The following is a 13,387-nucleotide window of genomic DNA, read 5'->3' as shown; positions in this document are numbered from 1 at the left end:
GACGAAGATGTCACCAGTGGTGCCCGGGTCCGCCCCTTACAGGTAGGTCACACGACAGGTAGGTCACACGCCCAGCTGCGAGGGCGGGCCTACGGCCGCCGCCCGCGGAACCGCCGCCGCTCCGGTGCGCGCGGCTCGGAGGGGGCGTCGGCCAGCCGTACGACGGGATCGTCCGGCCCCTCCCGCCCGGCGACCACCGGCCGCGTCGCCCGCCCGGCCTTGGCCTGGTACTGCGCCGCGTCCGCCAGCCGGAACAGCCGGCGCGCGTCGAGCACCGGCCCGACCGGCTCCTCGGTCGAGGCGACCCCGCAGGCCACGCCCTCGCCCAGCTCCAGCTCGGCGGCCCGCCGGCACAGCTCGTCGGCGACCTTCACCACGTCGTCCGCGGGCGGCCCCACGGCCAGCAGGCAGAACTCGTCCCCGCCGAGCCGGGCGGCCAGCGTCCCCGGCAGCATGGCGCCGCACAGTGACAGCACCGAGCCGAACCGTTCCAGCAGGCGGTCGCCGGCGGCGTGGCCCTGGGTGTCGTTCACCCGCTTGAGCCCGTTCAGGTCGCACACCACCAGGCTGACCACGCTGCCGTCCCGCCGGTGCCGCTCGATCGCCTCCTCCAGGCGAACGTCGACGGCCCGGCGGTTGGCCAGACCGGTGAGCGCGTCCGTGAACGCCAGCCGCCGCGCCTCCTGGAGCCGCTCGGTCTGCGCGAGCCCCGCCGAGACCACCGCCGCCAGCACGGTCGCGAAGTCCGCGTCACCCGGGTCGAACACGGGCGCGCCCAGCGCCCGCGCCACATACAGCTCGCCCCACGCCCGCCCGTGCAGCACGATCGGCGCGACGACACAGCAGCCCCGCCCGCGCCGCCGCAGCGCGGCGACCCGCTGGTGGCAGTAGCCCGGCTGGCCCGCCGCCGGTCCCTCGGCGGTCTCCACCCAGGCGCTCGGCCCGCCGCCACCCACCCACCGCTCGTGCAGGAACTCGGTGATCTCGGGGAACTGGTGGACGGGATAGGCCTCGTCCTCGGGGAACTCCTCCTCGTGCGCCGCCCGGTCGCCGACGTTGACCAGGACCCTGAGCCGCCCGAGGTCCCGCTCCCACACCGACAGCGCGGCGAAACTTCCCGCCAGCGCCCGGCACGCCCCGAGCGCCGCCGCCCGCCATGACTCCCGCGGAGTGTGCGCCGCCGCCATCCCCTGCGCCAGCGCCACGACCGACGCCAGCCGCCTGTCCTCACCCATTCATCCAGGCTAGGGACGTTCCGGTGGAAAGGGGACATTGATGTGGCGAACAGGTGGCCGGTCGCGAACATGGGCCGCGAGCTGCCGCCGCCCTTCTCATGGACCTCTTATCCCGGCCTCAACCCTTCATCACACGCCGTCCCTACCTTGCCGCGCATGTTCTTCACCTACCTGAGGCGCGAACTGCGCCGCCGCAGAAAGGCGGCCCTCGTCGTCGCCTCCGGACTCGCGCTGGGCATCGCGCTGGTCATCGTGGTCGACTCCGTCTCCGCCGGGATGGGCAAGGCGCAGGACAAGGTCCTCCAGTCGCTGTACGGACTGGGCACGGACATGACCGTCACCAAGGCCGCCTCCCCGACGGCGAGCGCCTCCCAGCGGCCCCGGTTCCAGTTCGACGCCCGGGATGACAGCTCCGACGAGGAGCAGAGCAGCGACCGCGTCATGGTGCGGGGCTTCCAGACCCTGTCCACCGCCACCGTCACCCGGGTCGGGCAGCAGAGCGGCGTCGCCGACGCCGTCGGCGGGCTCAGCCTCCAGGTCGTCAAGGTCAGCGGCCAGTTCACCCGCGGCCGGTTCCAGCAGGACTCCAGCGGCGGCGGACCCGGCACCCGGGGGCAGCAGCCCGGCGGTGAAGTGCAGGGCGGCAGCGCCGAGTTCGACGTCAACAACTACGCCGTCTACGGCACCGACGTCACCGAGCCCGCCCTCGGCCCGCTGACCTCCTCCAAGATCACCAGTGGCCGTACCTTCAGGACGTCGGAGACCGACGCCAAGGTCGCCGTCGCCGACTCCGCCTACGCCAAGGAGAAGAGCCTCAAGACCGGCTCCACCGTCACCATCAAGGGCGTCGGGTTCTCCGTGATCGGCATCGCCACCGCCGACAGCGGCGACGCCGCCGCCGACCTCTACATCCCGCTGACCCAGGCCCAGACGCTCGCCGACGCCAAGGACAAGGTCACCACGGTCTACGTCAAGGCGACCGACTCCCAGAAGATCGACAGCGTCAAGGCGGCCATCCAGAAGAACGTCTCCGGTACGACCGTGACGACCTCCGCCGACCTCGCCGACACCGTCTCCGGCTCCCTCTCCACCGCCTCCTCCCTCGCCGCCGGCGTCGGCAGGTGGCTGTCGGTCGTGGTGCTCGCCGCCGCCTTCCTCGTCGCCGGACTGCTCACCTCCTCCGCGGTCTCCCGGCGCGTGCGCGAGTTCGGCACGCTCAAGGCGCTCGGCTGGCGGTCGGGCCGGGTGACCCGGCAGGTCGTCGGCGAGGCCGTCGTGAACGGCCTCCTCGGCGGCGCCCTCGGCATCGCCCTCGGCCTCGCCGGCGCCTACGCCGTGACCGCCGTCAGCCCCACGCTCCAGGCCCAGTTGGGCGGCGGGGCCGCAGGCGGCGGCATGTCCGGCCCCGGCGGCCTCGGCGGCCCCGCCCGCCAGGCCGCCGCCAGGACGCTGGACGTGGCCCTCACCGCCCCGGTGAGCCTGACGACCGTCGCCCTCGCCGTCGGCCTCGCGGTGGCCGGCGGGCTCGTCGCCGGCGCCTTCGGCGGCTGGCGCGCCTCGCGGCTGCGCCCCGCGGACGCCCTGCGCCGGGTCGAGTGACCCGGGCCCGATCCGCCGACCGACCACCCGCGAACCGGAGTTGACCGTGTACGACCTCAGAAACGTCACCAAGCGCTACACCCGCGGCAAGGACACCGTCCACGCCCTCGACGGCATCGACCTGACCATCCCCGACGGCGACCGCCTCGTCATCCAGGGCCCCACCGGCGGCGGCAAGTCCACCCTGCTGCAGATGCTCGGCGGACTGGACCGCCCCACCTCCGGCGAAGTCGTCCTGGACGGCACCGACCTGGCCCGGCTGCCCGAGGCCCGCCTGACCAGGGTGCGCAGCGAGAGCATCGGCTTCGTCTTCCAGTCGTTCAACCTCATCCCGACCCTCACCGCCCAGGAGAACGTCGAGACCGCTCTCGTCCCCCTCGGCGTCAAGGCGAAGGAGCGGCGCGAGCGGGCCGCCGAGGCGCTCACGTCGGTCGGCCTCGGCGAGCGGCTCGGCCACCTGCCCGGCGAGATGTCCGGCGGCCAGCAGCAGCGCGTCGCCATCGCCCGCGCCCTCGTGAAGCAGCCGAAGGTGCTGCTCGCCGACGAACCCACCGGCAACCTCGACGAGGGCATGCGCGACGAGGTCATGGACGTCCTCGAACGCATGTGGAAGGAGCTGGGCCTGACGTTCGTCATGGTCACCCACGACTCCGCCCTCGCGAGGAAGGCACCCCGCGTCGCGACCCTGCGCAAGGGGCGCATCACGGTCAAGGAGAGCGCGCTGCCGTAAGGAACGCGCCAGTTGCGAGGTCGTGACAGACCCCGCTATTGAGGTCATTGATCACCCCCCGGCATACTGCGTGTTCCGGGGGGTTGACGCGCACGCGTACGGACATGCCCCCGGCCGGGCGATGGGGATCGAAGAGCCCGGACCTCATGAGCAGGGGGAAAGTTGCGCAGACAAGTGAAAAGGGCATGCGCGGCCACCGTGGCGACGGCGGCCGCGGTGGCGCTCGCCGCGGGAATGACCAGCCCGGCGGCGGCCAAGCCCGACCAGCGTGCGGCCACCGGTGCCGCCAAGCTCTCCGCCCAGGACCACATCACCCTCATCACCGGTGACCGGGTCGCCGTGGACGCCAAGGGCCGCGTCGTCGGCCTGGAGCGGGCCAAGGGCCGCGAGAACATACCCGTCCAGATCCGCAAGAAGGACGGCCACACCCTCGTCGTCCCGGCCGACGCGGCCCGCCTCGTCGCCTCCGGCAAGCTGGACCAGCGCCTCTTCGACATCACCGAGCTGAACAAGGCGGCGACCCGCCGGGCCCAGAAGAACGGCCTGAAGGTCATCGTCGGCTACCAGGGCGCCGCCACCGCCGCCAAGGCCGACGTGCGCGACGCGGGCACCCTGCGCCGCACACTGAAGTCGCTCAACGCCGACGCGGTGCAGACCCCGCAGGCCGAGACGCCCGAGCTGTGGGACGCGCTCACCAACGGCGGCAAGACCGCCGCCGGCATCGCGCACGTCTGGCTCGACGGCGTCCGCAAGGCCAGCCTCGACAAGTCCGTGCCGCAGATCGGCGCCCCGGCCGCCTGGTCCGCCGGGTACGACGGCAAGGGCGTCAAGATCGCCGTCCTGGACACCGGCGTCGACACCACCCACCCCGACCTGACCAACCAGGTCGTCGCGGTGAAGAACTTCACCTCCGCCGCCACCGCCGCCGACAAGGTCGGCCACGGCACCCACGTCGCGTCCATCGCGGCCGGCACCGGCGCCAAGTCCGGCGGCAAGTTCAAGGGCGTGGCCCCCGGCGCGAAGATCCTCGCCGGCAAGGTCCTCGACGACACCGGCTCCGGCGACGACTCCGGCATCCTCGCCGGCATGGAGTGGGCGGCCGAGCAGGGCGCCGACATCGTCAACCTCTCCCTCGGCGGCACCGACACCCCGGATGTCGACCCGCTGGAGGCGGAGGTCAACAAGCTCTCCGCGGAGAAGGGCATCCTGTTCGCGATCGCCGCGGGCAACGAGGGCCCCGAGTCCATCGGTTCGCCCGGCAGCGCGGACGCCGCCCTGACCGTCGGCGCGGTCGACGACAAGGACGTCCTCGCCGACTTCTCCTCCACCGGCCCGCGCGTCGGCGACGGCGCCATCAAGCCGGACGTCACCGCGCCCGGCGTCGACATCACCGCCGCCGCGGCCAAGGGCAGCGCCATCGACCAGGAGGTCGGCGAGAACCCGGCCGGCTACCTGACCATCTCCGGTACGTCGATGGCCACCCCGCACGTCGCCGGCGCCGCCGCGATCCTCAAGCAGGAGCACCCCGACTGGGGCTACACCGAGCTGAAGGCCGCGCTCGCCGGCTCCGCCAAGGGCGGCAACTACACGCCGTTCCAGCAGGGCAGCGGCCGTATCCAGGTCGACAAGGCCATCCAGCAGACGGTCCTCGCCGACCCGGTGTCGGTCGGCTTCGGTGTGCAGCAGTGGCCGCACACCGACGACACGCCCGTCACCAAGCAGCTGACGTACCGCAACCTGGGCACCCAGGACGTCACGCTCACCCTCTCCGCCACGGCCAAGGACCCCAAGGGCGCCCTCGCCCCCGCGGGCTTCTTCACCCTCGGCGCGACCCAGGTCACCGTCCCCGCGGGCGGCAAGGCCTCCGTCGACCTGACGGTGAACACCAAGCTGGGCGGCACCCTCGACGGCGCCTACTCGGCGTACGTCACGGCGACCGGCGGCGGCCAGACCGTGCGAACGGCCGCCGCGGTGCAGCGTGAGGTGGAGTCGTACGACGTCACCGTCAAGCACATCGGCAAGGACGGCCAGCCGACCGCCGACTACAACACCGCGCTGCTCGGCTACGCCGGCCTCGGCAACGGCCGCGGCTACCAGGTCCCGACGGCCGCCTCCGGCACGACGACCATGCGCCTGCCGAAGGGCACCTACCTGCTCGACGCCTGGATCGCCAAGGACTTCGTGAAGTTCACGGGCGGCCTCGACTGGCTCGTCCAGCCGCAGCTGACCGTCAACGGCGACACGTCCGTCACGATCGACGCCCGCAAGGCCACCTCGCCGCGCATCACCGTGCCGGACACCACGGCCAAGCCGCTCGGCGCGTACGCCGGTTACTGGTACGAGCCGGCCGGCATCGGCTTCGGCCTCAACCTGCCGTCCTTCGCGGACGTGCGCCTGGCCCACCTCGGCGGGACCGTCGCCGGCGGCCTGTCGCAGACCTGGTCCGGCCAGTGGAGCAAGGGCTCGGGCGCCGAGTACGACATCTCCACCTACGCCCGCACCAACAAGATCCTCGGCGGCGAGAAGGTCCGCGCCTACAAGGCGAGCGAGTTCGCCTCCGTGCAGGCCCGGCTGGGCTCCTCCACCGCCGGCAAGACCGGCGGCGTGAGCGCCTGGGCCGAGCTGCCCGAGGACCTCACGGCCGGCGCGCCCGTCACCGTCCGGCTCCCCGGCACCCGCACCTTCTACGTCTCCACCGGTGACGGCGCCAAGTGGGGCCTGGACTTCTCCCAGTACTCCGGCCGCGTCGACCCCGACGGCTTCCCGGTGCCGGAGGCCTTCTACACCCTCGGCGACCCGCAGACCTTCAAGGCGGGCACGGCGTACTCGAAGACGTTCAACTCGGCGATCTTCCAGCCGCACCTGAACCCGTACTTCGGTCTGTTCCGCGAGGGCAACCTGGTCTACGGCTACCTCCCGGTGTTCGCCGACTCCGCGGGCCACGCCGGCTCGTCGGACTTCACCTCGGTCAACACGACCCTCTACCGCAACGGCGTGAAGATCGGCTCCAACAAGGACCCGCTCTTCGGCGACGGCGTCTTCACCGTGCCGTCCACGGCCGCCACCTACAAGCTGGCCACCTCGGTCAGCCGCAGCGCCGCGGTCTCCGCCACCTCCACCCGGATCGACGCGTCCTGGACGTTCCGCTCGGCCAAGCCCAGCACGGCCGACACGGTCCGCCTCCCGGCCTCCAACGTCCGCTTCAACCCGACGACCAGCCTGGACGGCCGCGTCATCGCCAACAAGTGGGTCACCTTCCCCGTCGCGGTCCAGGGTGCGGCCGCCGGCAGCAACCTGAAGTCGCTGTCGGTGTACGTCTCCTACGACTCCGGCAAGACGTGGAAGACGGTCAAGGTCACCAACGGCAAGATCACGGTGAAGAACCCCGCCGCGGGCAAGGGCCTGTCCTTCGCGGCGAAGGTCACCGACAAGCAGGGCAACAGCGCGCAGGTCGGCATCTACAACGCCTACATCGGGCGCTGAGCCGGCCGGTCCGCGAGAGCGAGAAGCCAGAAAGGAAGGCCCCCGGACACGCGTCCGGGGGCCTTCCCCATGCCGGCGGGCGGTCACGCCACGCCTCGGGGGCCGTTACGGCGTCGTCCGCGCCGCCCGCGTCGCGTCCGCGCCCCAGCTCGCCAGCAGCCGCAGCGCCTCCGCCGACGCCGAGTCCGGCTCGGCGTGATACGTGACCAGGGACTGGTCGGAGCCGTCGGTCAGCTTGAACGACTCGAACTGCAGGGCCAGTTCACCCACGAGCGGATGCCGGAACCGCTTGATGCCGTGGCTCTTGTCCTTCACGTCGTGCTGCGCCCACAGCCGGCGGAAGTCCTCGCTCTTCACCGACAACTCGCCCACCAGCGCCGACAGCCGCGGATCGTCCGGATAGCAGCCCGCGTCCATGCGCAGCGCCGCCACGATGTCGATCGCCTTCTGCTCCCAGTCGACGAACAGCTCCCGGTACGCCGGCCGCAGGAACACCAGCCGCGCCCAGTTCCGCTCCTCCGCCGGCAGCTCCGCCCAGTCGCCGAACAGCGCCGACGCCATCCGGTTCCACGCCAGGATCTCCGCGCGCCGCCCCACGACATACGCGGGGACACCGTCCATCGCGTCCAGCAGGTGCCGCAGCGGGCCGCGCACCTGCTGTGCCCGCGCCGCCGGCTTCTTCTTCAGGTGCTTCGGCTTCGCCAGATGCGTCAGGTGCGCGTGCTCGGCGTCCGTCAGCCTGAGCGCGCGGGCGATGGCGTCCAGCACCTCCGCCGACACGTTGCGCCCGTTGCCCTGTTCCAGCCGCGTGTAGTACGCCACCGACACCCCGGCCAGCTGCGCCAGCTCCTCCCGGCGCAGCCCCGGCACCCGGCGGTGCCGTCCGAAGTCCGGCAGGCCGACGTCCTCCGGCTTCAGCCGGGCACGCCGGGTACGCAGGAACTCGCTCAGCTCGGCACGCCGGTCCAGACCGGCGCCGGCCTCCGGTGCGGATGCGGGTGCGGGGCTTTCGTCCATGCCGTCCAGTATTCCTGCCGGCCCCTGGTCGTACGACCCTCAACCTGACCCCGCCAGTGGTAGGCACAGCAGACGTACGAAAAGCCGTGACCTGGGTGGACGGAGAACCTGCGGGCACGCTGGAGGCGTACCCGGCCGGAAGGCAGGCCGGGCACGGACACCTTCGTCAGGAGAACCCCCGACATGACCACTGTTGCTGCGTACGCCGCACCCGCGCCCAAGGCTCCGCTGGAGCGCACGACGATCGAGCGCCGCGCGGTCGGTGAGTTCGACGTCCTGATCGACATCAAGTACGCCGGCATCTGCCACTCCGACATCCACCAGGCCCAGGAGGGCTGGGGCGAGGCGATCTTCCCGATGGTCCCCGGCCACGAGATCGCCGGCATCGTGGCCGAGGTCGGCCCCGGGGTCACCAAGTACCGGGTCGGCGACCGGGTCGGCGTCGGCTGCATGGTCGACTCCTGCCGCGAGTGCGACAACTGCGAGGCCGGCCTGGAGCAGTACTGCACCGGCGGCGGCATGATCGGCACGTACAACGCCGTCGGCAAGGACGGCGAGCCCACCTACGGCGGCTACTCGCAGAAGATCGTCGTCGACGAGAACTACGTCGTCCGCATCCCCGACGGCCTCTCCCTCGACGTCGCCGCGCCGCTGCTGTGCGCCGGCATCACCCTGTACTCCCCGCTCAAGCACTGGGGCGCCGGCCCCGGCAAGAAGGTCGCCATCCTCGGCATGGGCGGCCTCGGCCACATGGGCGTGAAGATCGCGCACGCGCTGGGCGCCGAGGTGACGGTGCTCTCGCAGTCCCTGCGCAAGAAGGACGACGGGCTGAAGCTGGGCGCCGACCACTACTACGCCACCAGCGACCCGAAGACCTTCGAGGAGCTGGCCGGCACCTTCGACCTGATCGTCTCCACGGTGTCCGCCCCCCTGGACTTCAACGCCTACCTGGGCCTGCTGAAGACCCGCGGCGCGCTGGTCAACGTGGGCGCCCCGGAGGAGCCCATCGCGCTGAACCTGTTCTCGGTGATCGGCGGCGGCAAGACCCTGGCCGGGTCCATGATCGGCGGCATCGCCGAGACCCAGGAGATGCTGGACTTCTGCGCCGAGCACGGTTTCGGCGCCGAGATCGAGCTGATCCGCGCCGACCAGATCAACGAGGCGTACGAGCGGGTCGTGAACAGCGACGTCCGCTACCGGTTCGTGATCGACACGTCGACGATCTGACGCGGGCGCCGGACGGGGGCCGTGCAGCGGCTCGGGGCGGGCGGCGCGAACGGCGCCGCTCGCCCCGCCGCCTGTCTCACCCCAGCCGGAACGACTCCCCGGCGGCATACGACCGTACGGCCGCCCCGCCGCCCTCGCCCGGCCGGACCACGTGCGCCCGGCCCAGCCCGGCGACGAAGGCGGGGCCGCCGGGCTCCGGCACCTCCACGACCGTGTTCTCGTCGAGCGCGACCCCGTGCGCCAGGCGTCCGCCCGCCACGGCCGCGACCAGCCGCCCGAGCGTGCCCCACTGGGCGGCGTGCACGTCCACCCCGAACGGCACGAGCCCCAGCCCGGGCCGCACCTCGACCTCCTCAAGGTCCTCGGCGGCATCCCCCGGGCACACCGGCACCCCGTCCACCAGCCAGCCCCCGACGAGCGCGTCCGCCGCGGCGAGCACCGCGCCCGCCGAGAACCCGGCGTACGGCACGCCACGCTCGGCGAGCAGCCGCCGCACCGGCTCACGGGACGCGGCGAACGCCTCCTGATAGGCCGGCGTCAGCCCGCCGCACACCAGCAGCCCGCCCAGCTCCGCGGGCACCGCACCGGGCTCGAACCGCTCCCCGAGCGGCACCAGCAGCGGCACCGGACGGCAGTCACCGGCCTTGCGCAGCGCGGCCTCGAACCGGCCGAAGTACTCCGCCCCGTCCCCCTCGTCGACGATCACACACCCGATCACCGGCGCCGGCCCCGCGGCCCGCAGAAACGGCCCGTAGACCGCCCCCACGGCCTCGGCGTCCCACCCGCCACCGATCAGAAACGTCCGACTCCCCACACACCCTCCCCGACACCAGCGCCCCCCTCCGGAACGCCCGGCCAAGTAACTCACGGACACCGGCCGGACGCCCCTGGATTTCCCGCCGGTCAGTGCGGCAGCGTCGCCGGGCTGCCGCCGTTTGCCTCGTAGCCGGCGACCGCGAGGGCGCGGTACACCGCGAACTCCGCCGCCGGGTCGGGGGACAGGGTCCAGGGCAGGGCGCCGACGTGGCCGTCGACGTGGATCAGCTGGTCCATGGCCTCCGCCCAGCGCTCCGCGCGCACCAGGAAGAACACCAGCAGGTGGCGGACGTGGGCGAGCATCGGGTCGTCCGGGCGGGCCGTGTGCACCGCGTGCAGGGCGCCGTGGATCGCCTTGGTGACGACCTCGCTCTGGTAGAAGCCGCTCACCAGGTTCACCTCGGGCAGGTGCTCGAACACGGCGAACAGCGGCATCGCGGCCAGCAGCGAGCCGCGCGGCGCCCGGGCGGCGGCGGCCTCCGCGAAGCGGTAGGCCAGCTCCCGCGAGCCGTGCCACTTCTCGCACCAGTAGTGCAGCGCGGCCAGGTGGGCGCCCATGTGGTGCGGGGCACGGTCGAGGATCTTCAGCCAGAGCTGCTCGAACTCCTCGCGCGAGTAGTGCAGCCCGCGCGCCACCGACAGCTCGACGATGTACGGCACCGGGTCGCCCGGCGCGAGCAGCGCCGCGTCGGACAGGGCCGACCGCGCCTCCTCCATGATGATCCGGAAGTCGTCCGTGCCGGGCGTCGACGTCCGCCACGCCTGCTGCACCAGGAACTCGGCGTGCACCGCCGCACCGCCCGCGTCCTTCGGCTGCTCGGCGCGCCACACCCGCAGCCACTGACCGCCCGGTATCTCCCCGACCCCACCGGGCCGCTGCTGCAGCTCCAGCGCCGCCGCCCCGGCGAACGCCTGCACCCGCTGCCAGCGCAGCTCGCCCTCGGTCTCCGTCCCCGCGAGGAGCTGCTGGGCGGCCTTGTAGTCGTGCGTGCGCTGCACCAGGTCCAGCACGTCCAGCAGGTCCTGGTCGGGGCCGGGCAGGCGGATGTCCAGCTCCTCCTCGCGCAGGAAGCCGTAGTCCGCGGGGTCGGCCGCGTCCGGATGGCCGGGCGGGACCAGCTCGATGCCGCCCCGCCTGCGCCGCAGGTACGGCAGCAGCACGAAGGCGATCAGGACCACCGCCATCAGGACCCACAGAATCTCCATGGCTCAAGCGAACCAGACACCGCCGACAATTGGCCAACCTGCCCTCCCGCCTGTGGAAAACCCCCCGCGACCGCCCCGCGCCGCGCACCGAGGCCTCATTCGGCCACCTGGCGCACTACGCTCGGTGCACATGAGCGACAGGCACATCAGTCAGCACTTCGAGACCCTGGCGATCCACGCGGGCAACACCGCCGATCCCCTCACCGGCGCGGTCGTCCCGCCGATCTACCAGGTCTCGACCTACAAGCAGGACGGCGTGGGCGGCCTGCGCGGCGGCTACGAGTACAGCCGCAGCGCCAACCCGACCCGCACCGCCCTCGAGGAGAACCTGGCCGCCCTGGAGGGCGGCCGCCGGGGCCTCGCGTTCGCGTCCGGACTGGCGGCCGAGGACTGCCTGTTGCGCACGCTGCTCAGCCCGGGCGACCACGTGGTCATCCCGAACGACGCCTACGGCGGCACGTTCCGCCTCTTCGCCAAGGTCGTCGCGCGCTGGGGCGTGGAGTGGTCGGTCGCCGACACCAGCGACCCCTCGGCGGTCCGCGCCGCCCTGACCCCCAAGACCAAGGTGGTCTGGGTGGAGACCCCCTCCAACCCGCTCCTCGGCATCACCGACATCGCCGCCGTGGCCCAGGTCGCCCGGGACGCCGGCGCCAAGCTCGTCGTCGACAACACCTTCGCCACGCCCTACCTCCAGCAGCCGCTGGCGCTCGGCGCGGACGTCGTCGTCCACTCCCTCACCAAGTACATGGGCGGCCACTCGGACGTGGTCGGCGGCGCGCTGATCGTCAACGACCAGGGGCTGGGCGAGGAGCTGGCCTACCACCAGAACGCGATGGGCGCGGTCGCCGGGCCCTTCGACTCGTGGCTGGTGCTGCGCGGCACCAAGACGCTGTCGGTGCGCATGGACCGGCACAGCGAGAACGCGACGAAGGTCGCCGACATGCTGACCCGGCACGCGCGCGTGACCAAGGTGCTCTACCCGGGGCTGGAGGACCACCCCGGCCACGAGGTCGCCGCCAAGCAGATGAGGGCGTTCGGTGGCATGGTCTCCTTCCGCGTGCAGGGCGGCGAGGAGGCGGCCGTCGAGGTCTGCAACCGGGCGAAGATCTTCACCCTGGGCGAGTCCCTGGGCGGCGTGGAGTCCCTCATCGAGCACCCGGGCCGCATGACGCACGCCTCCGCGGCCGGCTCGGCCCTGGAGGTCCCGGGCGACCTGGTCCGCCTCTCGGTCGGCATCGAGAACGTCGACGACCTGCTGGAAGACCTCCAGCAGGCACTCGGCTAGGCGAAGGCCGCGGTCACCAGTCCGTCAGCGGTGGAGTCGTGTCCGACGGCGGCTCCACCCACGGCTGGACCGTCAGCGCCCACACGGTGAAGGCGACGAGCCCGGCCACCAGCAGCAGCCACAGCAGCCGCCGTACGGCCGTACGCCGCCGCAGGAGCCGGGAGCCGCGGCGTACGACGTCCTCGTACAGGTCCGGCGGGGGCACGGGCTGCACCCGTTCCATGATCCGGCGGGCCGCCGCCTCCCGTTCGAGCCGGTTCATGACGCCGCCACCTCCGGTTCCGCGGCCGGCGGGGCCGGCTTGCGCGGGGGATGCAGGACCGTCGCCGTCGCCCGGTCGCACATGGTGTGCACGCGCTCCAGCGGCACCCCCAGCAGCGCCGCGACCTGCTCCTCGCCGACGCCCTCGAACAGGCGCAGCACCAGCACCAGCCGTTCGTGCGGGCCGAGGTGGGCCAGCGCGCTGTCGGGATGCGGGCGGGCACGGGCGAGCAGGCCGCCGTAGTGGTGCCAGGCGCCGCGGGCGAAGCGGGTGGCCAGGTACTCGCGGGTGCGGTCGTAGGGGTCCTCGCCGCGCAGCCGGTCCCAGGAGGCGTACGTGTGGGCCAGGGCGAGCGTCAGCAGCCGCCGGGCGCGCGGATTGTCGTACGGGGCTTCGCCGGTCAGCAGGGTGGCGGCGTGCAGCAGCCGCCCGGCCGCGCCCGCGACGAACGACTCGAACTCCTGGGCCCGCCGGGCGCCCTGGGACGCATGCCGTTCTCGCACCGCGCCTCCCCCCTGAGGGCGACC

At 72.7% G+C, this 13,387-nt stretch carries 11 protein-coding genes; 5 read left to right on the top strand and 6 right to left on the bottom strand.

Annotated features, from left to right (window positions below):
* Window positions 1-89: 89 nt before the first annotated feature.
* Complete coding sequence (locus IE308_RS18605) at window positions 90-1,235, bottom strand: GGDEF domain-containing protein (protein ID WP_110630026.1); 1,146 nt, start codon at window positions 1,233-1,235, stop codon at window positions 90-92.
* A gap of 156 nt (window positions 1,236-1,391) precedes the next feature.
* Here IE308_RS18605 and IE308_RS18600 point away from each other — a divergent pair, with 156 nt between their 5' ends.
* The 3 genes from IE308_RS18600 to IE308_RS18590 all read left to right on the top strand — a co-directional run bounded on the left by IE308_RS18600 (window position 1,392) and on the right by IE308_RS18590 (window position 7,047).
* Window positions 1,392-2,834, top strand: a complete 1,443-nt coding sequence (locus IE308_RS18600; protein WP_190218770.1) for an ABC transporter permease — start codon at window positions 1,392-1,394, stop codon at window positions 2,832-2,834.
* 46 nt (window positions 2,835-2,880) lie between these two features.
* Window positions 2,881-3,564 carry an ABC transporter ATP-binding protein gene (locus tag IE308_RS18595; protein WP_190218769.1) on the top strand — a complete coding sequence of 228 codons (684 nt, stop codon included), beginning with the start codon at window positions 2,881-2,883 and terminating at the stop codon, window positions 3,562-3,564.
* Window positions 3,565-3,798: 234 nt separating this feature from the next.
* Entirely contained in the window at window positions 3,799-7,047 is a 3,249-nt protein-coding gene (locus IE308_RS18590; RefSeq protein WP_190218859.1) for a S8 family peptidase, read from the top strand.
* Window positions 7,048-7,152: 105 nt separating this feature from the next.
* Here IE308_RS18590 and IE308_RS18585 read toward each other — a convergent pair whose 3' ends face one another.
* On the bottom strand, window positions 7,153-8,064 hold the full coding sequence (locus IE308_RS18585) for a helix-turn-helix domain-containing protein (protein WP_110630029.1): 912 nt from the start codon (window positions 8,062-8,064) through the stop codon (window positions 7,153-7,155).
* A 183-nt stretch (window positions 8,065-8,247) separates the two neighbouring features.
* Here IE308_RS18585 and IE308_RS18580 point away from each other — a divergent pair, with 183 nt between their 5' ends.
* Window positions 8,248-9,291, top strand: coding sequence for an NAD(P)-dependent alcohol dehydrogenase (locus IE308_RS18580; RefSeq protein WP_190218768.1), 1,044 nt, complete (start codon window positions 8,248-8,250; stop codon window positions 9,289-9,291).
* Window positions 9,292-9,367: 76 nt separating this feature from the next.
* On the opposite strand, the gene IE308_RS18575 is transcribed toward IE308_RS18580, so the two are convergent.
* Entirely contained in the window at window positions 9,368-10,105 is a 738-nt protein-coding gene (locus IE308_RS18575; RefSeq protein WP_190218767.1) for a type 1 glutamine amidotransferase family protein, read from the bottom strand.
* A gap of 89 nt (window positions 10,106-10,194) precedes the next feature.
* Window positions 10,195-11,313, bottom strand: coding sequence for a hypothetical protein (locus IE308_RS18570; protein WP_190218766.1), 1,119 nt, complete (start codon window positions 11,311-11,313; stop codon window positions 10,195-10,197).
* A 130-nt stretch (window positions 11,314-11,443) separates the two neighbouring features.
* Here IE308_RS18570 and IE308_RS18565 point away from each other — a divergent pair, with 130 nt between their 5' ends.
* Complete coding sequence (locus IE308_RS18565; protein WP_190218765.1) at window positions 11,444-12,598, top strand: cystathionine gamma-synthase; 1,155 nt, start codon at window positions 11,444-11,446, stop codon at window positions 12,596-12,598.
* Window positions 12,599-12,611: 13 nt separating this feature from the next.
* On the opposite strand, the gene IE308_RS36980 is transcribed toward IE308_RS18565, so the two are convergent.
* Window positions 12,612-12,860, bottom strand: coding sequence for a hypothetical protein (locus IE308_RS36980; protein WP_162655590.1), 249 nt, complete (start codon window positions 12,858-12,860; stop codon window positions 12,612-12,614).
* Complete coding sequence (locus IE308_RS36975) at window positions 12,857-13,363, bottom strand: sigma factor-like helix-turn-helix DNA-binding protein (RefSeq protein ID WP_229908927.1); 507 nt, start codon at window positions 13,361-13,363, stop codon at window positions 12,857-12,859. The genes IE308_RS36980 and IE308_RS36975 overlap by 4 nt, the downstream gene beginning before the upstream one ends.
* Between the last annotated feature and the right edge of the window lie 24 nt (window positions 13,364-13,387).

Source organism: Streptomyces griseosporeus, assembly GCF_014656055.1.
Taxonomy (GTDB): Bacteria; Actinomycetota; Actinomycetes; order Streptomycetales; family Streptomycetaceae; genus Streptomyces; species Streptomyces griseosporeus.
This window is presented reverse-complemented; position numbering and strand designations above follow the sequence as displayed.